General features: G+C 70.5%; 19 protein-coding genes. 12 read left to right on the plus strand and 7 right to left on the minus strand.

All coding sequences use genetic code 11. The features are described from left to right. The first annotated feature begins 160 nt into the window (after positions 1 to 160). From ccmA to PcP3B5_RS09000, 10 genes are all read left to right on the plus strand, one after another. Positions 161 to 832 (plus strand): cytochrome c biogenesis heme-transporting ATPase CcmA, encoded by a 672-nt coding sequence (ccmA, locus tag PcP3B5_RS08955; protein ID WP_145923865.1) that lies wholly within the window; start codon positions 161 to 163, stop codon positions 830 to 832. After that, positions 829 to 1,500 (plus strand): heme exporter protein CcmB, encoded by a 672-nt coding sequence (gene ccmB, locus PcP3B5_RS08960; RefSeq protein ID WP_009621123.1) that lies wholly within the window; start codon positions 829 to 831, stop codon positions 1,498 to 1,500. Before ccmA ends, ccmB begins: the two co-directional genes overlap by 4 nt. A gap of 63 nt (positions 1,501 to 1,563) precedes the next feature. Beyond that, positions 1,564 to 2,310, plus strand: a complete 747-nt coding sequence (locus PcP3B5_RS08965) for a heme ABC transporter permease (RefSeq protein ID WP_099049042.1) — start codon at positions 1,564 to 1,566, stop codon at positions 2,308 to 2,310. Next, positions 2,307 to 2,483 carry a heme exporter protein CcmD gene (gene ccmD, locus PcP3B5_RS08970; protein ID WP_009621127.1) on the plus strand — a complete coding sequence of 59 codons (177 nt, stop codon included), beginning with the start codon at positions 2,307 to 2,309 and terminating at the stop codon, positions 2,481 to 2,483. Before PcP3B5_RS08965 ends, ccmD begins: the two co-directional genes overlap by 4 nt. Beyond that, the gene (ccmE, locus tag PcP3B5_RS08975; protein WP_009621129.1) at positions 2,480 to 2,962 is read left to right on the plus strand and encodes a cytochrome c maturation protein CcmE; all 483 of its coding nucleotides are present in this window, start codon (positions 2,480 to 2,482) and stop codon (positions 2,960 to 2,962) included. The genes ccmD and ccmE overlap by 4 nt, the downstream gene beginning before the upstream one ends. Positions 2,963 to 2,964: 2 nt before the next feature. After that, entirely contained in the window at positions 2,965 to 4,941 is a 1,977-nt protein-coding gene (locus PcP3B5_RS08980; RefSeq protein ID WP_043267424.1) for a heme lyase CcmF/NrfE family subunit, read from the plus strand. Positions 4,942 to 4,943: 2 nt separating this feature from the next. Next, the gene (dsbE, locus tag PcP3B5_RS08985) at positions 4,944 to 5,486 is read left to right on the plus strand and encodes a thiol:disulfide interchange protein DsbE (RefSeq protein ID WP_009621133.1); all 543 of its coding nucleotides are present in this window, start codon (positions 4,944 to 4,946) and stop codon (positions 5,484 to 5,486) included. Then, positions 5,483 to 5,953 carry a cytochrome c maturation protein CcmH gene (ccmH, locus tag PcP3B5_RS08990; protein ID WP_009621135.1) on the plus strand — a complete coding sequence of 157 codons (471 nt, stop codon included), beginning with the start codon at positions 5,483 to 5,485 and terminating at the stop codon, positions 5,951 to 5,953. The genes dsbE and ccmH overlap by 4 nt, the downstream gene beginning before the upstream one ends. Beyond that, complete coding sequence (gene ccmI / locus PcP3B5_RS08995) at positions 5,950 to 7,158, plus strand: c-type cytochrome biogenesis protein CcmI (protein WP_061561055.1); 1,209 nt, start codon at positions 5,950 to 5,952, stop codon at positions 7,156 to 7,158. Before ccmH ends, ccmI begins: the two co-directional genes overlap by 4 nt. A 25-nt stretch (positions 7,159 to 7,183) precedes the next feature. After that, positions 7,184 to 7,606, plus strand: coding sequence for a hypothetical protein (locus PcP3B5_RS09000; protein WP_043313584.1), 423 nt, complete (start codon positions 7,184 to 7,186; stop codon positions 7,604 to 7,606). Between the two features lie 1,369 nt (positions 7,607 to 8,975). Here the strand turns inward: PcP3B5_RS09000 and PcP3B5_RS09005 are convergent. Beyond that, on the minus strand, positions 8,976 to 10,175 hold the full coding sequence (locus PcP3B5_RS09005; RefSeq protein WP_061561056.1) for a GGDEF domain-containing protein: 1,200 nt from the start codon (positions 10,173 to 10,175) through the stop codon (positions 8,976 to 8,978). A gap of 162 nt (positions 10,176 to 10,337) precedes the next feature. Here PcP3B5_RS09005 and PcP3B5_RS09010 point away from each other — a divergent pair, with 162 nt between their 5' ends. Further along, positions 10,338 to 11,051, plus strand: coding sequence for a lipoate--protein ligase family protein (locus tag PcP3B5_RS09010; protein ID WP_061561057.1), 714 nt, complete (start codon positions 10,338 to 10,340; stop codon positions 11,049 to 11,051). A gap of 68 nt (positions 11,052 to 11,119) precedes the next feature. Then, on the plus strand, positions 11,120 to 12,934 hold the full coding sequence (locus tag PcP3B5_RS09015) for a monovalent cation:proton antiporter-2 (CPA2) family protein (RefSeq protein WP_061561058.1): 1,815 nt from the start codon (positions 11,120 to 11,122) through the stop codon (positions 12,932 to 12,934). 270 nt (positions 12,935 to 13,204) lie between these two features. On the opposite strand, the gene PcP3B5_RS09020 is transcribed toward PcP3B5_RS09015, so the two are convergent. From PcP3B5_RS09020 to PcP3B5_RS09045, 6 genes are read right to left on the minus strand one after another with little or no spacing between them, the layout of a single operon-like run. Next, positions 13,205 to 14,839 carry a BatD family protein gene (locus PcP3B5_RS09020; RefSeq protein WP_061561059.1) on the minus strand — a complete coding sequence of 545 codons (1,635 nt, stop codon included), beginning with the start codon at positions 14,837 to 14,839 and terminating at the stop codon, positions 13,205 to 13,207. Further along, on the minus strand, positions 14,836 to 16,581 hold the full coding sequence (locus PcP3B5_RS09025) for a VWA domain-containing protein (protein WP_061561060.1): 1,746 nt from the start codon (positions 16,579 to 16,581) through the stop codon (positions 14,836 to 14,838). Before PcP3B5_RS09025 ends, PcP3B5_RS09020 begins: the two co-directional genes overlap by 4 nt. Beyond that, a complete protein-coding gene (locus PcP3B5_RS09030) occupies positions 16,578 to 17,588 on the minus strand; it encodes a vWA domain-containing protein (protein WP_061561061.1) in 1,011 nt (336 codons plus the stop codon). The genes PcP3B5_RS09025 and PcP3B5_RS09030 overlap by 4 nt, the downstream gene beginning before the upstream one ends. Continuing rightward, the gene (locus PcP3B5_RS09035) at positions 17,581 to 18,078 is read right to left on the minus strand and encodes a DUF4381 domain-containing protein (RefSeq protein ID WP_043313594.1); all 498 of its coding nucleotides are present in this window, start codon (positions 18,076 to 18,078) and stop codon (positions 17,581 to 17,583) included. The genes PcP3B5_RS09030 and PcP3B5_RS09035 overlap by 8 nt, the downstream gene beginning before the upstream one ends. Then, entirely contained in the window at positions 18,075 to 19,034 is a 960-nt protein-coding gene (locus PcP3B5_RS09040) for a DUF58 domain-containing protein (protein WP_061561062.1), read from the minus strand. Before PcP3B5_RS09040 ends, PcP3B5_RS09035 begins: the two co-directional genes overlap by 4 nt. Further along, positions 19,034 to 19,993, minus strand: coding sequence for an AAA family ATPase (locus PcP3B5_RS09045; RefSeq protein WP_009621155.1), 960 nt, complete (start codon positions 19,991 to 19,993; stop codon positions 19,034 to 19,036). Before PcP3B5_RS09045 ends, PcP3B5_RS09040 begins: the two co-directional genes overlap by 1 nt. Positions 19,994 to 20,174 lie beyond the last annotated feature (181 nt).

The following is a 20,174-nucleotide window of genomic DNA, read 5'->3' on the forward strand; positions in this document are numbered from 1 at the left end:
TTGCGGCGCATCGTCGCGGGGGCGGCGAATGCCTGAAAAGCCTTAACAAGCTGTCGAAATTGCCGGCGCCGGGGCCGGAAACAGGCGTGTATAATGCGCCGCCCGTGGCCACTATAGCGGCCTGCGCTGCACCGACTTTAGCCTGATTTCGATTTTCCCGATGGGTGCCGATGCCTTGACCAGCCCGCTTCTCGAAACCGTGGCGCTCGCCTGCGAGCGGGACTGGCGCATGCTCTTCGAGCGCCTGGACCTGCGCCTGGGCGCCGGCGAGATGCTGCAGGTGGTCGGCCCCAACGGCAGCGGCAAGACCAGCCTGCTGCGCCTGCTCTGCGGGCTGATGCAGCCCACCGCCGGGCAGGTGCGCCTGAACGGCCGGCCGCTGGAAGAACAGCGCGGCGAACTGGCGCGCAACCTGCTGTGGATCGGCCACGCCGCCGGCATCAAGGGCCTGCTCAGCGCCGAGGAGAACCTCGCCTGGCTCTGCGCCCTGCACCAGCCGGCGGACAAGACGGCGATCTGGCGCGCCCTGGAGGCGGTCGGCCTGCGCGGTTTCGAGGACGTGCCCTGCCACACCCTGTCCGCCGGCCAGCAGCGCCGCGTCGCCCTGGCGCGCCTGTACCTGGAGGCGCCGCCGCTGTGGATTCTCGACGAACCCTTCACCGCCCTCGACAAGCAGGGCGTCGCCCAGCTCGAAGAGCACCTGGCGCGGCACTGCGAGGACGGCGGCCTGGTGGTGCTCACCACCCACCACACGCTGAGCCGCATGCCCAGCGGCTATCGTGACCTGGACCTCGGCCAGCACGTCCGCGAAACGGCCGGGGAGGGCGCATGAGCAACGTCTTCGGCCTGCTCCTGGCCCGCGAGGCGCGCCTGCAGTTCCGCCGCCCGGCGGAGCTGGCCAACCCGCTGGTGTTCTTCGCCATCGTCATCGCCCTGTTCCCCCTGGCCGTCGGCCCGGAAACCCGGATGCTGCAGGACCTCTCGCCCGGCCTGGTGTGGGTGGCGGCGCTGCTGGCGGTGCTGCTGTCGCTGGACGGCCTGTTCCGCAGCGATTTCGAGGACGGCTCCCTGGAACAGTGGGTCCTTTCGCCGCACCCCCTGCCTCTTCTGGTCCTGGCCAAGGTGCTGGCACACTGGCTGGTTTCGGGGCTGGCCCTGGTCCTGCTGTCGCCGCTGCTGGCCCTGATGCTGGGTTTGCCGGTACGCTGCCTGCCGGTGCTGCTGCTGTCGCTGTTGCTCGGCACCCCGGTGCTGAGCCTGCTCGGCGCGGTCGGCGCGGCGCTGACCGTGGGGCTCAAGCGCGGAGGGCTGCTGCTGGCGCTGCTGATCCTGCCGCTGTACATCCCCGTACTGATTCTCGGCAGCGGTGCCCTCCAGGCCTCGCTGCAGGGGCTGCCGACCGCCGGGCACCTGCTCTGGTTGGCCAGCCTGACGGCGTTAGCATTGACGCTGACGCCCTTCGCCATCGCTGCCGGCCTGAAGATCAGCGTGGGCGAATGACGCCTGCCGGTGCCGCGGAGCGGCGCCGGCACTAGAAAAAAGTGCCCTGACACACAGAGCCTGATGATGAACTGGACTTGGTTTCACAAGCTTGGGTCGCCCAAGTGGTTCTACGAGATCAGCGGACGCTGGCTGCCCTGGTTCGCCGTCGCCGCGGCGTTGCTGATGGCCGTCGGCCTCGTCTGGGGCCTGGCCTTCGCGCCGCCGGACTACCAGCAGGGCGACAGCTTCCGCATCATCTACATCCACGTGCCGGCGGCCTTCCTGGCGCAGTCCTGCTACGTGATGCTGGCGGTGGCCGGCGCCATCGGCCTGATCTGGAAGATGAAGATCGCCGACGTCGCCGTGCAGTGCGCCGCGCCCATCGGCGCCTGGATGACCTTCGTCGCCCTGGTCACCGGGGCCATCTGGGGCAAGCCGACCTGGGGAGCCTGGTGGGTGTGGGACGCGCGCCTGACCTCGATGCTGATCCTGCTGTTCCTCTATTTCGGCGTCATCGCCCTCGGCCAGGCCATCGGCAACCGCGACAGCGCGGCCAAGGCCAGCGCGGTGCTGGCCATCGTCGGGGTGGTCAACATCCCGATCATCAAGTTCTCCGTGGAGTGGTGGAACACCCTCCACCAGCCGGCCACCTTCACCCTCACCGAGAAGCCGCCGATGCCGCCGGAGATGTGGATTCCGCTGTTGCTGATGGTGCTCGGCTTCTACTGCTTCTTCGCCGCCGTGCTGCTGATGCGCATGCGCCTGGAAGTGCTCAAGCGCGAAGCCCGCGCGTCCTGGGTCAAGGCTGAGGTGGAGCGCGCGCTATGAGTTTCCATTCCTTCGGCGAATTCCTCGCCATGGGCCACCACGGCCCCTACGTGTGGTCGGCCTACGCCATCAGCCTGGTGGTGCTGGCGATCAACGTGGCCGCGCCCATCCTGGCGCGCAAGCGTTACCTGCAAGAAGAGGCGCGCCGTCTGCGCCGGGAGGCCAGCAAGTGAATCCGGTCCGCAAGAAGCGTCTGTACATCGTCCTCGCCATCGTCGCCGGTGTCGGCGTTGCCGTGGCCCTGGCGCTGTCCGCGCTGCAGCAGAACATCAACCTGTTCTACACGCCGACGCAGATCGCCAACGGCGAAGCGCCGCACGACACGCGCATCCGCGCCGGCGGCATGGTCGAGAAGGGCTCGCTGAAACGCTCGGCCGACTCCCTGGACGTGGAATTCGTGGTCACCGACTTCGCCAAGGAAGTCACGGTGAAGTATCGCGGCATCCTCCCGGACCTGTTCCGCGAAGGGCAGGGCATCGTCGCCCTCGGCAAGCTCGACGAGAGCGGCGTGCTGACCGCCGACGAGGTGCTGGCCAAGCACGACGAGAAATACATGCCGCCGGAAGTCACCAAGGCGCTGAAGGACAGCGGCAAGCTCGGTGAATACCAGCAGGGCGGCCAGCCCGGCGCCGCGGCCCAGGGGAGCAACTGACGATGATCCCGGAACTCGGCCACCTGTCTCTGATCCTGGCGCTGTGCATGGCGCTGGTGATGTCCTTCTTCCCGCTGGTCGGCGCCTGGCGCGGCGACCGCCAGTGGATGAGCCTGGCGCGCCCGGCGGCCTGGGGGCAGTTCGCCTTCCTGGCGTTCGCCTTCGCCTGCCTGGCCTGGGCCTTCCTGCATGACGACTTCTCCGTGGCCTACGTGGCCAGCAACTCCAACAGCGCGCTGCCCTGGTACTACAAGTTCAGCGCCGTGTGGGGCGCCCACGAGGGCTCGCTGCTGCTCTGGGCGCTGATCCTCGGCGGCTGGACCTTCGCCGTGTCGATCTTCTCCCGCGAGCTGCCCGAGCCGATGCTGGCGCGGGTGCTGGCGGTGATGGGGATGATCAGCACCGGCTTCCTGCTGTTCCTGATCATCACCTCCAACCCCTTCAGCCGCCTGCTGCCGCAGGTGCCGGCCGACGGCAACGACCTCAACCCGCTGCTGCAGGACCCGGGCCTGATCATCCACCCGCCGATGCTCTACATGGGCTACGTCGGCTTCTCGGTGGCCTTCGCCTTCGCCATCGCCGCGCTGCTCGGCGGCCGCCTCGATGCGGCCTGGGCGCGCTGGTCGCGGCCCTGGACCCTGGTGGCCTGGACCTTCCTCGGCATCGGCATCGTGCTCGGCTCCTGGTGGGCCTACTACGAGCTGGGCTGGGGCGGCTGGTGGTTCTGGGACCCGGTGGAGAACGCCTCCTTCATGCCCTGGCTGGTGGGCACCGCGCTGATCCACTCGCTGGCGGTGACCGAGAAGCGCGGGGTGTTCAAGAGCTGGACGGTGCTGCTGGCCATCGCCGCCTTCTCCCTCAGCCTGCTGGGCACCTTCCTGGTCCGCTCCGGGGTGCTGACCTCGGTGCACGCCTTCGCCTCCGACCCGGAGCGCGGGGTGTTCATCCTGGCCTTCCTGCTGGTGGTGGTCGGCGGCTCGCTGACGCTGTTCGCCCTGCGCGCGCCGGTGGTCAAGAGCCAGGTCGGCTTCGCCCTGTGGTCGCGCGAGACCCTGCTGCTGCTGAACAACGTGGTGCTGGTGGTGACCGCCGCGATGATCCTGCTCGGCACCCTCTACCCGCTGGTGCTCGACGCCATCAGCGGCGCCAAGCTGTCGGTCGGCCCGCCGTACTTCAACGCGCTATTCGTGCCGCTGATGACGGGGATGATGCTGGCCCTGACCGTGGGCGTGCTGGTGCGCTGGAAGGACACCCCGACGCAGTGGCTGCTGCGCATGCTGACGCCGGTGCTGATCGGCGCCGTGGTGCTCGGCGGCGTCGCCACCTTCCTCTACGGCGACCTGCACTGGCCGGTGCTGGCGGTGTTCCTGCTGGCCTTCTGGGTGATCCTCGGCGGCGTGCGCGACTTCCTCGACAAGGTCCGCCACAAGGGCCTGGTGGCCGGCGCCGCGAGCCTCAACCGCAGCTACTGGGGCATGCAGGTGGCGCACCTGGGCATCGCCGTGTGCGCCATCGGCATCGTCCTCACCAGCCAGTTCAGCGCCCAGCGCGACCTGCGCATGGCCCCGGGCGAGAGCGTGGAGCTGGGCGGCTACCAGTTCGCCTTCGAAGGCACCAGGCACTTCGAAGGCCCCAACTTCACCTCCGACAAGGGCACCATCCGCGTCACCCGCAAGGGTAGCGAAGTGGCCGTGCTGCACCCGGAGAAGCGCCTGTACAGCGTGCAGCGCTCGATGATGACCGAGGCCGGCATCCACGGCAGCCTGACCCGCGACCTCTACGTCGCCCTGGGCGAGCCGCTGGATAACGGCGCCTGGGCCGTGCGCCTGCACATCAAGCCGTTCGTCCGCTTCATCTGGCTGGGCGGCCTGCTCACCGCCCTGGGCGGCGTGCTGGCGGCCTGCGACCGGCGCTACCGGCTGAAAGTGAAAACCAAGGTGCGCGAGGCGCTGGGCCTCGCCGCCGGACAGGGAGCCTGAGTGTGAAGCGTGCGATCCTGCTGTTGCCGCTGGCGATTTTCCTGGTCGTCGCGGTATTCCTGTTCCGCGGCCTGTGGCTCGACCCCAGCGAGCTGCCCTCGGCGCTGATCGACAAGCCGTTCCCGGCCTTCGCCCTGCCCGGCGTGCTGGAGCCGGGCAAGACCTACACCCAGGCCGACCTCAAGGGCCGCCCGGCGCTGGTCAACGTCTGGGGCACCTGGTGCCCGACTTGCCGTTTCGAGCACCCGGTGCTGGCCAAGCTGGCCGAGCAGGGCGTGGTGATCGTCGGCATCAACTACAAGGACGACAACGCCGCCGCGCAGAAGTGGCTGCAGGACCTGCACGACCCCTACGTGCTGAACATCGCCGACGCCCAGGGCACCCTGGGCCTGGACCTGGGCGTGTACGGCGCGCCGGAGACCTATGTGATCGACAAGGACGGCATCATCCGCCACAAGCTGGTCGGCGCCGTCGACGAGAAGGTCTGGCGCGAGCAGCTGGCGCCGATCTACCAGCGCCTGGTGGACGAGGCGGGGGGCAAATGAAGCGATTCCTCGCCGCGGCCCTGCTGGGCCTGAGCCTCGCCGGCGTGGCCCACGCCGCCATCGACACCTACGAATTCCCCAACGAGGCCGAGCGCCAGCGCTTCCGCAGCCTGACCACCGAGCTGCGCTGCCCGAAGTGCCAGAACCAGGACATCGCCGACTCCAACGCGCCCATCGCCGCCGACCTGCGCAAGCAGATCTACGAGCAGCTGCAGCAGGGCAAGAGCGACGAGCAGATCGTCGACTACATGGTCGACCGCTACGGCGACTTCGTGCGCTACAAGCCGCCGGTCAACGCCCGCACCTGGCTGCTCTGGTTCGGCCCGGCAGCCCTGCTGGGCCTGGGTGTGCTGGTGGTGGGCGTGCTGGTGGCGCGCCGCCGCCGCAGCGCCGCCGGTCCGTCCGCCAGCCTGTCCGCCGAGGAACAGGCCCGCCTGAATCAATTGCTGGATAACCAAGACAAATGATCGACTTCTGGCTCGCCGCCGGCCTGCTCGCGCTGGTGGCCATGGCTTTCCTGCTGATTCCGCTGCTGCGTGGCCGCCGCGCCCAGGCCGAGGAAGACCGCACCGCCCTCAACGTCGCCCTGTACCAGGAACGCCTCGCCGAGCTGGACGCCCAGCACGCCGCCGGCACCCTCGACGACGCCCAGCTGCAGGCCGGGCGCGCCGAGGCCGCCCGCGAACTGCTGGCCGACACCGAAGGCGAGGGCGAGCGCCGCTCGCGCCTGGGCCGCGCCGCGCCGCTGCTGGCGGCCGTGCTGCTGCCGCTGCTGGGCCTGGGCCTGTACCTGCACTGGGGCGCCAGCGAGAAGCTGGCGCTGTCCCGCGAGTTAGCCGAGCCGCCGCACTCCATGGCGGAGATGACCGAGCGCCTGGAGAAGGCCGTGCAGGCCCAGCCGGATTCCGCCGAGGGCTGGTACTTCCTCGGCCGCACCTACATGACCCAGGAGCGCTTCGAGGATGCCGCCAAGGCCTTCGAGCGCGCCGCCAACCTCTCCGGGCGCCAGTCCGAGGTGCTCGGCCAGTGGGCCCAGGCGCTGTACTTCGCCAACGGCAAGAAGATGGCCGGCGCCGCCCAGGCCCTGGCCGACGAGGCGCTCAAGCAGAACCCGGAGGAAGTCACCACCCTCGGCCTGATGGGCATCGCCGCCTTCGAAGACCAGCGCTACGCCGACGCCGTGGACTACTGGCAACGCCTGGTCGCCGCACTGCCGGCCGACGATCCGTCGCGCGCGGCCATCCAGAGCGGTATCGAGCGCGCCCGCCAGCATCTGGTCGAGCGTGGCGAGAAGCTGCCGGAAGCGCCGGCTGCGGCAGCCACTGCCGGCGTGACGCTGAAGGTGCGGGTGGACCTCAGCGACGCGGTGAAGGGCCAGGTCAAGCCGGACGACAGCGTGTTCGTCTTCGCCCGCGCGGTGAACGGCCCGCCGATGCCGCTGGCGGTCAAGCGCCTGAAGGTGGCCGACCTGCCGGACGAGGTGTCGCTCAGCGATGCCGACGCCATGATGCCGCAACTGAAGCTGTCGGCCTTCCCGAAGGTGGAGCTGGTGGCGCGGGTGTCGCGCGCCGGCAATGCCATCAGCGGCGAATGGATCGGACGCAGCCAGCCGTTGTCTACTGCCGGCGCGGGCGATCAGGCGGTGACCATCGACAGCCCGGACCAGCATTGACCGAACCCTTCCTGGAGGTGCGCCCGTGAAAGGCCGAATCCTCGCCCTCGCGGCCCTGCTCGCCCTGGCCGGTTGCGCCGGCCAGCAGCCCCACACGCAAGCCCCGGCGCCGGCCCCGCAACCCGGCGCCAGCGGCCAGCCGCCGGCGGCCCTGCCGTCGAACAAGCCGGCGCCGCGCACGGCCATCACGCCGAACCCGCAGAACCCCTCGAACAAGCCCCGCAGCACCCACACCCAGTTCGCCCCGCCGCCGGGCGGCAAGGGCCGCTGGGACCCGAACCTGGGCGTCTACGTGATCCAGGGGCAGAAGGACCTGTACTACCGCCAGCGCACCTACTACCACTGGGACGGCGCCTGGTACTGGGGCGTGAGCCCGCAGGGCCCCTGGACCGCCACCGATGCCAACGGCGTGCCGCCGGGGTTGAGCCGCCGCTACGCACAGCCCTGAGGCCGGGGATTTTCGTAGGAGCGAGCTTGCTCGCGAATGGTGCTTCCCGGCGGCTGTGACGCTCGGGTTGACTCCGCTCCCTCACCCCAGCCCTCTCCCAGAGGGAGAGGGGGCTGTCCCGAGCGAGCGGCGAGGCCGGAGTCATCCTGAAACGCCTACGCGACTACCCGCCGCCGAGGCCGGCGAATCCAATCGAGGACGGACTCCGCTCCCATATGGCAGGTAGGCACATCGTCGTAGGATGGTGTTGAGCGAAGCGATACCCATCACCACGGCCTCCCTGGAACCGTTCACGGTTATCCGCCATACGGGCTTAGGTGTATCAGGATGACGCTGGATTTACCGCCCGCTCCGAACGGCCCCCTCTTCCTTCAGGGAGAGGGTTGGGGAGAGGGAACGGCGTCAACCCCAAACACCGCAGCCACCGGGAAACGCTGTTCGCGAGCAAGCTCGCTCCTACGAAGAGCCGTGCCAGTTCTTGCTTGGGGACTGCCGGCCCGTAGGGCGCATAACCGCGGACGCGGGAATGGCGGAAGTAGATGGGAGTGTCAGGATGACTCCGAATTTACCGCCCGCTCCGAACGGCCCCCTCTCCCTCTGGGAGAGGGCTGGGGTGAGGGGGCGGAGTCAACCCCAAACACCGCAGCCACCGGGAAACGCTGTTCGCGAGCAAGCTCGCTCCTACGAAGAGCCGTGCCAGTTCTTGCTTTGGGACTGCCAGCCCGTAGGGCGCATAACCGCGGACGCGGGAATGGCGGAAGTAGATGGGAGTGTCAGGATGACTCCGAATTTACCGCTTGCTCCGAACGGCCCCCTCTCCCTTCAGGGAGAGGGTTGGGGAGAGGGAACGGCGTCAACCCAAACACTGCAGCCACCTGGAAACGCTGTTCGCGAGCAAGCTCGCTCCTACGAAGAGCCGTGCCACATCTTGCTTTGGGACTGCCAGCCCGTAGGGCGCATAACCGCGGACGCGGGAATGGCGGAAGTAGATGGGAGTGTCAGGATGACTCCGAATTTACCGCTTGCTCCGAACGGCCCCCTCTCCCTTCAGGGAGAGGGTTGGGGAGAGGGAACGGCGTCAACCCAAAACACCGCAGCCACCTGGAAACGCTGTTCGCGAGCAAGCTCGCTCCTATGAAGAGCCGTGCCACATCTTGCTTTGGGACTGCCAGCCCGTAGGGCGCATAACCGCGGACGTGGGAATGGCGGGAATAGATGGGAGCTTCAGGATGACTCCGGATTTACCGCCCGCTCCGAACGGCCCCCTCTCCCTCTGGGAGAGGGCTGGGGTGAGGGGGCGGAGTCAACCCCAAACACCGCAGCCACCGGGAAACGCTGTTCGCGAGCAAGCTCGCTCCTACACAAAAGCTCACTCCAAGGTCCCATGGGGCGAGGCATCCATCACTTCCACCCGGTTGCGCCCGCTGGCCTTGGCCCGGTACAGGGCCTGGTCCGCCGTGCTGTAGAGCCTCTCGTAAGTGCTCGACACGCCGCTGGCCAGGCCGGCGATGCCGAAGCTGGCGGTGAGGTAGAGCAGGCCGTCCTTCATCGGCAGCGGGGTGTCTTCCAGCAGCTTGCGCAGCTTCTCGGCTATCACCCGGGCCTGGGGCGCGGCGGTGTCCGGCAGCAGCAGGAGGAACTCCTCGCCGCCCAGGCGCGCCACGCTGTCGCTGCTGCGGGTGTGCTTGCGCAGCAGGGTGGCGGTGTGGCGGATCACCTCGTCGCCCAGCGGGTGGCCGTAGCGGTCGTTGATGAACTTGAAGTGGTCCAGGTCGATCATCAGCAGGCTCACCGGCATCGGCTGGCGGTCGCAGCGCGCCAGTTCCTGCTTCACCAGCTGGTCGAACTGGCGGCGGTTGAACAGCCCGGTCAGCGGGTCGTGGCCGGCCAGGTATTCCAGCTGCAGGTTCTTCTCTTCCAGTTCCTTGCGCTGCCGGCGCAGGTGCTGGCGCTGGCGCAGGTTGCGCAGATGGCCGAACCAGAGGATCTGCGACAGCAGCAGGCCGATGCCGCAGATGGTCAGGCCGCCCATCTGGTTGGACAGGCGCAGCTGCGGGTCCGGCTGGGCCATTTCCATGGCCAGTTCGAAGGCGATGAACAGCACGACGTAGAGCAGCGTGGCGAACACCGGGCGCAGCAGCAGGATCAGCGCCGTGGCCACCGCGCCCATGAGGAAGGGCGTGATGCTGCTGGTCACCTCCTGGTCGAAGCAGGTGATGACCAGGCCGAAGCCCAGCAGCACGCCGGCGCCCAGCAGCGCCAGCAGCTCGCAGTACCACGGCGGCGGCGCCTGCGGGCGCTGCCGGGCCTGCCAGGCGAGCAGGCCGAGGCCGAGCAGCAGCGCGGCCACCACCGCGTGGGTGAGGATGATGTGCTGGCGCCAGCCGTCGAATTCCGGAAGGCTGCCCTGCAGGTTGAGCCAGAACACCAGGATGTGCACCAGGCCGAAAGGCACGGCCAGCAGCGCCAGCCAGACCAGGCGCCTGAGGTTCTCCGTGGCCACCGGTCGCGCCAGGGAGCGGGCGAGCCGGAATTGCTGGCGAAGGCGTTGCGGGAACGGCTGGGACACGGGGCTCGTCCTGTGCGCGATGGCATCCGGCTATGAGCATAGCCATATGCCGCCAGGCTGTCCCGCCGCCTGCCGGGGGAGCGCGGCTTTTCGCTTGCAGCCTGGCCTGGCGGCTGGGCATAGTCCGCTACCTGTCAGGCAGCACGGCGAAAGGAGTAGGACATGGGCGAACGGGTACTGCGGTTTTCCGCACAGGACGGCCTGGATGCCGAACGCGCCGCCCTGGACCAGGTGTTCAGCGGCCAGGCCGACAGCCGCCTGCTGTTCTGGCGCCCGCTGCAGCAGGCGCTGGTGATGCCGCGCCGGCTCAGCCGCCTGGCCGGTTTCGCCGAGGCCGAGGCGCGCTGCGCCGAACTCGGCTGGCCGATCGCCCTGCGCGACACCGGCGGCGAGCCGGTGCCGCAGTCGCCGGCGGTGCTCAACGTCGCCCTGTGCTACGCGGTGCCCGATGGCGACAACGAGCAGACGCGCATCGACACCGCCTACCTGCGCCTGTGCCAGCCGCTCTGCTACTGGCTCGCGGCCATGGGCCTGGACGCCGGCGTGGGCGAGGTCGACGGCGCCTTCTGCGACGGCCGCTACAACGTCAACATCGGCGGCCGCAAGCTGGTCGGCACCGCCCAGCGCTGGCGCCGCCGGCAGAGCGACGGGCGCTACGTGGTGCTGGCCCACGGAGCCATCCTCATGGAGAACCAGCGCGAGGCCATGGCCGAGGTGGTCAACGCCTTCTACCGCGCCGTCGAGTTGCCGGCCGACATCCGTGGCACCAGCCACGTCGCGCTGGACGAACGGCACGCGCAGCCCTGGCAGCAGGTCGAAGCGCTCGCCGGGCAGTTCCAGCGCCACCTGATCGACCAGGGCCTGCCGCCGGTCTGATCGACACCCTTTCCGTTCCACCCGCCCGGCCGCGCGCCGGGCCTCATCCTGCCAAGGAGCGTTCCGGCATGGAGCATGGTTCCAACTATCTGCAATCGACGGTGGTCTTCCTCATCGCCACCGTCTTCATGGTGCCGCTGGCCAAGCGCCTGCAACTGGGCGCGGTGCTCGGCTACCTGCTGGCCGGGGTGCTGATCGGGCCTTCGGTGCTGCGCCTGATCGACGATCCGGAAAGCGTCTCCAGCCTGTCCGAGCTGGGCGTGGTGCTGCTGCTGTTCATCATCGGCCTGGAGCTGTCGCCCAAGCGCCTGTGGGTGATGCGCAAGGCGGTGTTCGGCATCGGCCTGGCCCAGGTGCTGCTCACCGCGCTGGTGATCGGCGTGCTGGCGCACCTGGCCTTCGAGTTGCCGCTGAACACCTCGGTGGTGCTCGGCGGCGGCCTGGCGCTGTCGTCCACCGCCTTCGGCCTGCAGATTCTCGCCGAGCGCAAGGAACTGGCCAGCCCCCACGGCCGCCTGGCCTTCGCCATCCTGCTGTTCCAGGACATCGCCGCCATCCCGCTGATCGCCGCGGTGTCGCTGCTCGGCGCGCGGGCCGACGAGGCCGCGCCGGGCGGCGACTGGCGCCACTTCCTGGAAGTGGTGGGGAGCATCGCCGTGGTGGTGGTCGGCGGGCGCTACCTGCTGCGCCCGGTGTTCCGCACGGTGGCGCGCACCGGCATGGCCGACCTGTCCACCGCCACCGCGCTGCTGGTGGTGGTCGGCACCGCCTGGCTGATGGAGCTGGCCGGGGTGTCCATGGGCCTGGGCGCCTTCCTCGCCGGCCTGCTGCTGGCCGACTCGGAGTACCGCCACGAGCTGGAATCGCAGATCGAGCCGTTCAAGGGCCTGCTGCTGGGGCTGTTCTTCATCAGCGTGGGGATGAGCGCCGACCTCGGCCTGCTGTTGCATTCGCCGCTGCTGGTGCTGGGCCTGACGCTGCTGCTGATCGGCCTGAAGCTGCCGCTGCTGTACCTGCTCGGGCGCCTCACCGGCGGCCTCGACGGCCATTCGGCGCTGCGCCTGGGCATCGTCCTGGCGGCCGGCGGCGAATTCGCTTTCGTGGTGTTCAAGCTGGCCCGCGCCGAAGGGCTGCTGGACGCCAACCTGCACAGCCTGCTGGTGCTGTGCATCACCCTGTCGATGGCGGTGACGCCGCTGCTGGTGCTGCTGGCCGCGCGCCTGATGAAGCCCGAGCCCGTGCCGGTGCGCGAGGCGCCGGAGGAGTACAAGCGCATCGAGGGCGACGCGCCGCGGGTGGTGATCGCCGGCATGGGCCGCATGGGCCAGGTGGTCGCGCGGATCATGCGCGCCCAGCGCGTGCCCTTCATCGCCCTGGACACCTCGGTGGACACCATCGAGCTGAGCCGCAGCTACGGCAGCATCCCGATCTTCTACGGCGACCCGCTGCGCCCGGAAATCCTCCGCGCAGCCCAGGTGGACAAGGCCGAGTTCTTCGTCGTCGCCACCGACGACCCGCAGACCAACATCGACACCGCGCGCCTGGTGCGCAAGCTCTACCCGCACGTGAAGATCATCGCCCGGGCGCGCAACCGCCAGCACGTCTACCACCTGCTCGACGCCGGGGCCAGCCCGGTGCGCGAGCTGTTCCACTCCAGCCTGGAGATGAGCCGGCGGGTGCTGGTGGAAATGGGCCTTTCCGAGGAGCAGGCGCTGGCGCGCATCCGCCGCTTCCGCCGCCACGACGAGGAAGTGCTGATGGCCCAGTACAAGGTCTACGACGACGCCGCAGCGGTGATCCAGACCGCCCGCGAGGCGCGCCAGGAACTGGAGACGCTGTTCGAGGCCGACCAGTTGGAAGACCGCGGCGTGGGCAAGCCCTGAGCGGGCTGGGCGCTACGGATGGACCGGCCGCGCTTCAGCCGCGCACGCGGCGGCGCGGCGGTTCGTCGATGCGGATGGGCTCGCCGGGCGAGCGCAGGTCGGCGTGGGCCAGGCGCGAACCGCCGGGGCCGTCCAGCGGCTGCTGCGGCGGGGCCGGCCTGGGCGCCGCGGGCCAGCAGGCCGCAGAGCAGCAGGGTGGCGAGCCGCCATGGGCGTTCGGCCATGGGGCTGCCTCTTGCCAGGGGTTTTCCTCAGCCTGGCCGGCATGGCTCAGCGCGGGTAGAGCGGTGGCAGGCTGTTGCCCTCGGCCGTCGCCGCGCTGCCGCCTTCCGCGGCGGGCAGGGTGCGGATCGCCCGCCAGAGGTCCTCGCCTTCCCAGTTGTGGCCACCCTCGCTGTCGCTGTAGAGCGCGCCGTTGAGGCCGTCCATGGCGTCGGACAGCGGCACGAAGCGCGCCGCCATGTCGGCCAGGGTTTCCGGCTGCTGGCGCGCCCAGGCGTCGAGGGCCTGGCGGGTGGCGTGGGGGTCGTTGGCCTGGCAGCAGCGGCGCAGTTCGTCGAGCAGGGTGCGGGCGCTGGGCGCGTTGGCCGCGGCGCGGACGATGGCCGGCTGGCGCCGGGCACGCCACCAGAGGCCGAAGCCGAGCAGGCTGGTCAGGGCCAGCAGCAGGGTCGCCAGTTGCCACGGCCAGAGGCGCTGGCCGTCGGGGCTCACGGCGCCTTCCAGCGGCGCCGGGGGTGGGGCCGCCAGCTGCGGGTTGGCGCCGACGTCCAGGCTGCGGCCGGGCAGGGTGGTGTGCTCCAGGCGGTCTTCCTGGGTGTTCCACCAGGTGATCTCGATGTCCGGCAGGCTCAGCTGGCCGGCCTGCTCCGGGATCAGGGCCTGGCGTTCCTCGCGGCTGCCGATCACTCCCTGGTCGCCCTGTTCCTCGGCCAGCTGCGGCTGGTCGGGGTAGTGCCGCAGCCCGGCCGGCAGGGCCTGGGGCAGCGGCGGCAGCTGGGCGCTGGAGAGGCCTTCGACGCGCAGCATCAGGTTGCGCGTCAGGGCTTCGCCGGCCTTGGCCTGCTCCGGCTGCGGCGCCCAGCTTTCGCTGAGGGCGACGGCGCGGGCCGGCAGCCAGGGCGCGTCGGCCGGGTAGTCGGCGGGCTTGGGTTTCACTTCCAGGGGAATCTCCGGCGAGCTCACCCGCAGGCGCTTGCCGGGCAGCACGCCGAAGGCGCCGCCGGGGCTGTTGCGCGCCACCCGGGTGGCGCTGAAGTTCAGCGCCGGGATGGTCAGCTCGCCGCTGTGCTGCGGGAAGATCGCGAAGCGCACCTCGATGACGCCGTGGCGCACGCCGTTGATTTCCTTCTCGTAGGTGCGCGGCTGGCCGAGCTGCTCGACCTTGGCGTCGTCGATCTGCAGCGGGCTGAGGCTGCTGTCGTCGTACAGCGACACCGAGTGGTAGATGCGCAGGGTGAGGATGGCCTGGGCCTGCACGTAGACCGACTCGTGGTCGAGGCTGGCGTCGATGAACACCGGCGAGAGTTTCTGCTGCTCGTCCGCGTCCTCGGCCTTGAGCACCTGCAGGGCGATCGGCTGGGTCTGCCCGTTGCCCATGCGCAGCGCCGGTATCTGCAGGGCGCCGCTGCGGGTGGGGCGCAGGGTGATGATCCAGCGCGTGGTGGCCTGGGCCTGGCCGTCGAGGGTGGTCAGGCGGTTGACCTGGCGGGTGCCGAGGATTTCGAAGGCGTCGCCCAGGGGCGTGAGGTCCGGCTTGCCGAACTGCGTGGGGTCGTCGGACTCCAGCGTCAGGTCCAGGCTCTCGCCCTCGGTCAGGCGCGCGCGGTCGACGCTGGCGGTGAAGCTGGCCTGCGCCTGGAATGCGAGCAGGCTGAGCAGGATCAGGCAGATCATCCGTTTCATGGCAGGTTTTCCTGGCGCTGCTGCTGTTGGTACCAGAACTTGCGGCGCAGCAGTTCGGAGGGTTCGTCGGGAATCTGCCGCAGCCATTGTTCCAGGGCCTGGCGGCTTTCGTCGCTGAGCTTCCCTTCGTCCGCCGTGGGGGCGGGGAGTTCCGTCGAATCGGCGGGCGGCTCGTCGTCCGGGCCGGCGGCCTGCAGGCGCTCGGCGCTGGCCTGCTGGCGATTCTGCAGGGCCGCGGAGGGGCGCGTGGGCCGTTCTTCCAGGTTCTGCTGCTGCGAAGGCTTGGCCGCTGTCGTTGGCGCCGCTTCGGTTTCGCCGCTGCGGCTGGCCTGGGAGGCATTGGGGCGCTGCTGGGCGGCGTCCTGTTCGCGCTGGCGCAGCAGGTCCTCCAGCAGCGCCTTGTTGCGCTGGGCCTGTTGCAGGCCGGGCTGCAGTTCCAGCGCCCGCTCGTAGGCGTCGATGGCGGCCTCGTACTGCTCGGCGCGGGCCAGGGCGTTGCCGCGGTTGTAGTGGTCGGCGGCGCTGTCGCCCAGGGCGAAGGCGTGGGCCGCGCCGTCGTAGTCGCCGGCCTGGTAGAGGGCCAGGCCGCGCCAGCGGAAGTCGGCGAAATGCCGGGCGGCGTCGGCCGGGCGCTGCTCGGCGAGCAGGCGCTGGCCCTGCTGGTCGGGGCGCAGCCAGAGGTCGGCGAACTCGAAGGCCATGGCCGGTTGCGGCGCGCCCAGCCACAGCGGCAGCAACAATGGCAGGCTGAACAGCCAGCCGCGGCGGCCGGCGCAGGCGGCCAGCAAGAGCAGCGGCAGGAGCAGCCAGTAGCCCTGGTCGGCCCAGCGCTGCAGGCGCAGCACAGCGTCGTTGCCGGCGGCTTCCAGGCCGCGGTTGGCGTCCAGCAGGCCGAGGGCCCTGAGGTCGCGGTCGCTGGCGCCCAGGCGCTGGTAGCCGGCGTCGAGGCTGGCGGCGAACTGGCGCAGCCCGGCCTCGTCGAGGCGCGGCAGGAGGATGCCGCCCTGGTCGTCCTTCAGGTAGGTGCCGTCTTCCTGCGGGATGGGCGCGCCGCCGGCAGTGCCCACGGCGAGGATGGCGAAGTCCCGGCCGTGGCCATGCAGGGCCTGGCGGATGCCCTGCCGTTCGCTTTCCTCCAGCCCGCCGGTGAGCAGCAGCAGGCGCCCGTTGCCCTGGGCGCCCTGGTCGAGCAGGCGGCGCGCCTGCTGTACGGCGAGGTCGGCGCGCTGCCCCGGCTCGGGCATGATCGACGGCTTGAGCGCATCGAGCAGGTTGCGCGCGGTGAACAGGTCGTTGGACAGCGGCACCAGGGTGTGGGCGCTGCCGGCGTAGACGACGATGGCGGTCTGCGCGTCGGGGCGCGCGCGCAGCAGGTCGAGGAGCTTGCGCCGGGCCTGTTCCAGGCGGCTGGGCGGCAGGTCGCCGGCGAGCATCCGCGGCGTCAGTTCGAGGATCACCACCAGCGGGTCGCTGCGCTGCATGGCCGGCTGCTCGACGCGCTCCCAGCTCGGCCCGAGCAGCGCCAGCACCGCCAGCAGCCAGGCCAGGCCCAGGTACAGCCAGGGGCGGCGGTCCGGGCGGCCGCTGCCGCCCTGCAGCAGCCAGGGGTGGAAGGCCGCCGGCAGCAGCAGTTGCCAGCGCCCGGCGCGGCGCTGGCGGTGCAACAGCTTCCACAGCAGCCAGGCGAGCAGCGGCAACAGCAGCAGCCAGCCGGGGTAGAGCAGGTGCGGCCAGAGGCTCATGGACGCCTCCACGGCCAGCGCCAGTGCTGCTTCGGCCAGAGTTCCGCGGCCACCAGCAGCAGGCTCAGCAGCAGCGCGGCGGCCAGCGGCCAGTGGTAGAGCGCCAGGGCCGGGCGCGCCTGGGTGGGCTTCTGCGTCACCGGTTCGAGGCTGTCCAGGGTGCTGGAGACGGCCTCCAGCTCGGCGCCGTTGCGGGCGCGGAAGTATTCGCCGCCGGTGAGGCCGGCGATCGCCTTCAGGGTGGCTTCGTCCAGGTCCAGGCCGGGGTTGAGGCCGAGCATGCCGAGCACGCCGCCGGGCTGCGGATCGGCGCCGATGCCGATGGTGTAGATCTTCACGCTCTCCTCGGCAGCCAGGCGCGCGGCGGTCAGCGGCGGGATCTCGCCGGCGGTGTTGGCGCCGTCGGTGATCAGCACCAGCACGCGGCTTTGCGCCGGGCGCTGGCGCAGGCGCTTGACGGCAAGGCCGATGGCGTCGCCCAGGGCGGTGTCCTTGCCGGCGATGCCGATCAGCGCCTCGTCCAGCCAGACGCGCACGGTGTGGCGGTCGAAGGTCAGCGGCGCCTGCAGGTAGGCCTTGCTGCCGAACAGGATGAGGCCGACGCGGTCGCCGCGGCGCGCCTCGATGAAGTCGCCGAAGAGCTTCTGCACCAGGTTCAGGCGGCTGATCTCGCTGCCCTGCCAGGTGAGGTCGGCGGTGTCCATGGAGCCGGAGACGTCCACCGCCAGCAGCAGGTCGCGGCCGCTGGCGGGGATCGGCAGCGGCTCGCCGACCCACTGCGGGCGCGCCGCCGCCAGCAGCAACAGCAGCCAGAGCAGCACGAAGGGCGCCTGCAGGCGCCAGGCCGGCAGTTGCGCGCGGGCGCGGCGGCCGGCCAGGCCTTCGAGTTCGGCGAGGAAGCTGACCTTCAGCGCCGCCTCGCCGCTGTCGGCCGGCGGCAGCAGCACGCGCAGCAGCCAGGGCAGCGGGGCGAGCAGAAAGACCCAGGGCCAGGCGAACTCAAACATGCTTGCGCACCCAGGTTTCCACGGCGGCGGCGAGGCCGTCGATGGCCTTGTCGTCGAGCTTGCATTCGGCGCGGTAGCCGCCTTCCACCAGGATCATCCAGCGTGTCAGGCCGGCGGCCGGGCAGCGGTTGTCGAGGAACGCCAGCCAGGCGCGGCCGCTCAGGGTGTGGCAGCTGTCGTCCGGCCAGCGCGCCCGCGACAGGCGCTTGAGCAGGGCGTTCTGCGCCTGCAGCCAGGGGCCGGCGGGGGCGCCGCCGTAGGGCCGCGGCAGGCGCGCCAGTTCTTCCAGGGCGGCGACGCGGATAGGCTCCAGCGGCGCTTCCGCCGGAACTGGCGCGCGGCGGCGCGGCAGCAGGCGGTGGCGCCAGCGCCACAGCGCCCAGGCCAGCGGCGGCAGCAGCGCGGCCAGCAGCCACCAGCCCGGCGCCGGCGGCCACCAGGGCACGGCGGCCGGCTGGATCAGCGGTTCCAGGGCGTCGAGGGGATTCACGGGCGTTTCCCCGCGGCGGGCTGTTCGAGTTGGTCGAGCAACTGTTCGACCAGGTCCAGCTGGGTGCTCAGCGGCAGCAGCGGCACGCCCAGGCGCTGGCTGACCCGCGCCCAGCGCTCGCGGCGCGCCTCGCCCAGGGCGCGGTAGGCCAGGCGCTGTTCGTCGACGTGGGTGTCCACTTCGAGCAGGGCCTGGCCTTCGGCGAAGCGCATCAGCCCGGCGGCCGGCAGGGCGTGGTCGAGCGGGTCGGACACCGGCAGCAGGACCAGGTCGGTGTGCCGCGCCAGCAGGCCCAGCTGTTGCTCGGCCAGGTCGCCCTGGGGCGAGTGGGCGAGGGCGCGTTCGTCGCAGACGATCATCACCAGGCTGCCCGGCCGCAGCACCTCGCGGGCGCGGCGCAGGGCCAGGCCGAAGTTGTCGCCGGAGGACGCCGCGGCGCTGTCGGTGAGCAGCGCGTGGTTGGCGCGGACGATCAGGTTGAGCAACTGCAGCTGGCTCTGCTTGCTGCGCCGCGGCTTGATCTCGTGGGTGTCGTGGTCGCTCAGCACCAGGCCGCCGATGCGGTCGTTGTGGGCCAGCGCGGCCCAGCCGAGCAGGGCCGCGGCGCGCGCGGCCAGCACCGACTTCAGGCACAGGCCGGAGCCGAAGAAGGTCCGCCGGCTCTGCTCGACGAGGACGAACACCGGGCGCTCGCGCTCCTCGTGGAACAGCTTGGTGTGCGGCTCCTGGGAGCGCGCGGTGACGCGCCAGTCGATGGTGCGCACGTCGTCGCCGGGCTGGTACACGCGCACCTGGTCGAAGTCCACGCCGCGCCCTCGCAGGCGCGAGTGGTGCAGGCCGATCAGCGGGCTGCGCCGGGCCGGGGTGGAGAACAGCTGCACCTCGCGCAGGCGATGGCGCATGTCGATCAGCTCTTGCAGGCTGACCGTCACGCCGTTGCTGGCGGTGTCCGGCATCAGGCCACGGCGACCACGTCGAGGATGCGCTGGACCACGCGGTCCTGGTCGATCCCCGCGGCTTCCGCCTCGAAGGAGAGGATCAGGCGGTGGCGCAGCACGTCGAACAGCACCGCCTGGATGTCCTCGGGGCTGACGAAATCGCGCCCGGCCAGCCAGGCGTGGGCCCGCGCGCAGCGGTCCAGGGCGATGGAGCCGCGCGGGCTGGCGCCGTAGGCGATCCACTCGGCCAGCTCGGCGTCGAACTTGGCCGCGGTGCGGGTGGCCATGACCAGCTGCACCAGGTATTCCTCCACCGCGTCGGCCATGTACAGGCCGAGGATTTCCTTGCGCGCGGCGAAGATCGATTCCTGGGTCACCTGGCGCTCCGGCCGCGTCTCGCCGTTGAGCGCCTCGCCACGGGCCTGCTGGAGGATGCGGCGTTCCACCGAGGCTTCCGGGTAGCCGATCTTCACGTGCATCAGGAAGCGGTCGAGCTGGGCCTCGGGCAGCGGGTAGGTGCCTTCCTGCTCGATGGGGTTCTGGGTGGCCATCACCAGGAACAGCGGCGGCAGGTCGTAGGTGCTGCGGCCGATGCTGACCTGGCGCTCGGCCATGGCTTCCAGCAGCGCCGACTGCACCTTGGCCGGGGCGCGGTTGATCTCGTCGGCCAGCACCAGGTGGTGGAAGATCGGCCCCTGCTGGAAGCAGAAGGTGCCGTTTTCCGGGCGGTAGATCTCGGTGCCGGTGATGTCCGCCGGGAGCAGGTCGGGGGTGAACTGGATGCGATGGAACTCGGCCTCCAGGCCTTCGGCGAGGTCCTTGATGGCCTTGGTCTTGGCCAGCCCGGGCGCGCCTTCCACCAGCAGGTGGCCGTCGGCGAGCAGGGCGATGAGCAGGCGCTCGACGAGCTTTTCCTGGCCGAGGATCTGGCTGGAGAGGAAATGTCGCAACGCGAGGAGCGACTCACGGTGTTCCATCGAATGCGGGTTCCTGGAGTGGGGAAGGCGGCGTGCCGGGGCCGCCGGGGGCATTACTTTACTGCATCGGCGCAGGCGCGTGCAGGGTGGCGTGGCGCCGCCGCGCGGCTCCCCGCTTCCACGGGCCGACGAGGAGGCTTCCCACGGGACAAGGACGCGTTTCCGAAGCGCACTGCCACTA

Origin of the sequence: Pseudomonas citronellolis (assembly GCF_001586155.1) — a bacterium.
Classification (GTDB): Bacteria; Pseudomonadota; Gammaproteobacteria; order Pseudomonadales; family Pseudomonadaceae; genus Pseudomonas; species Pseudomonas citronellolis.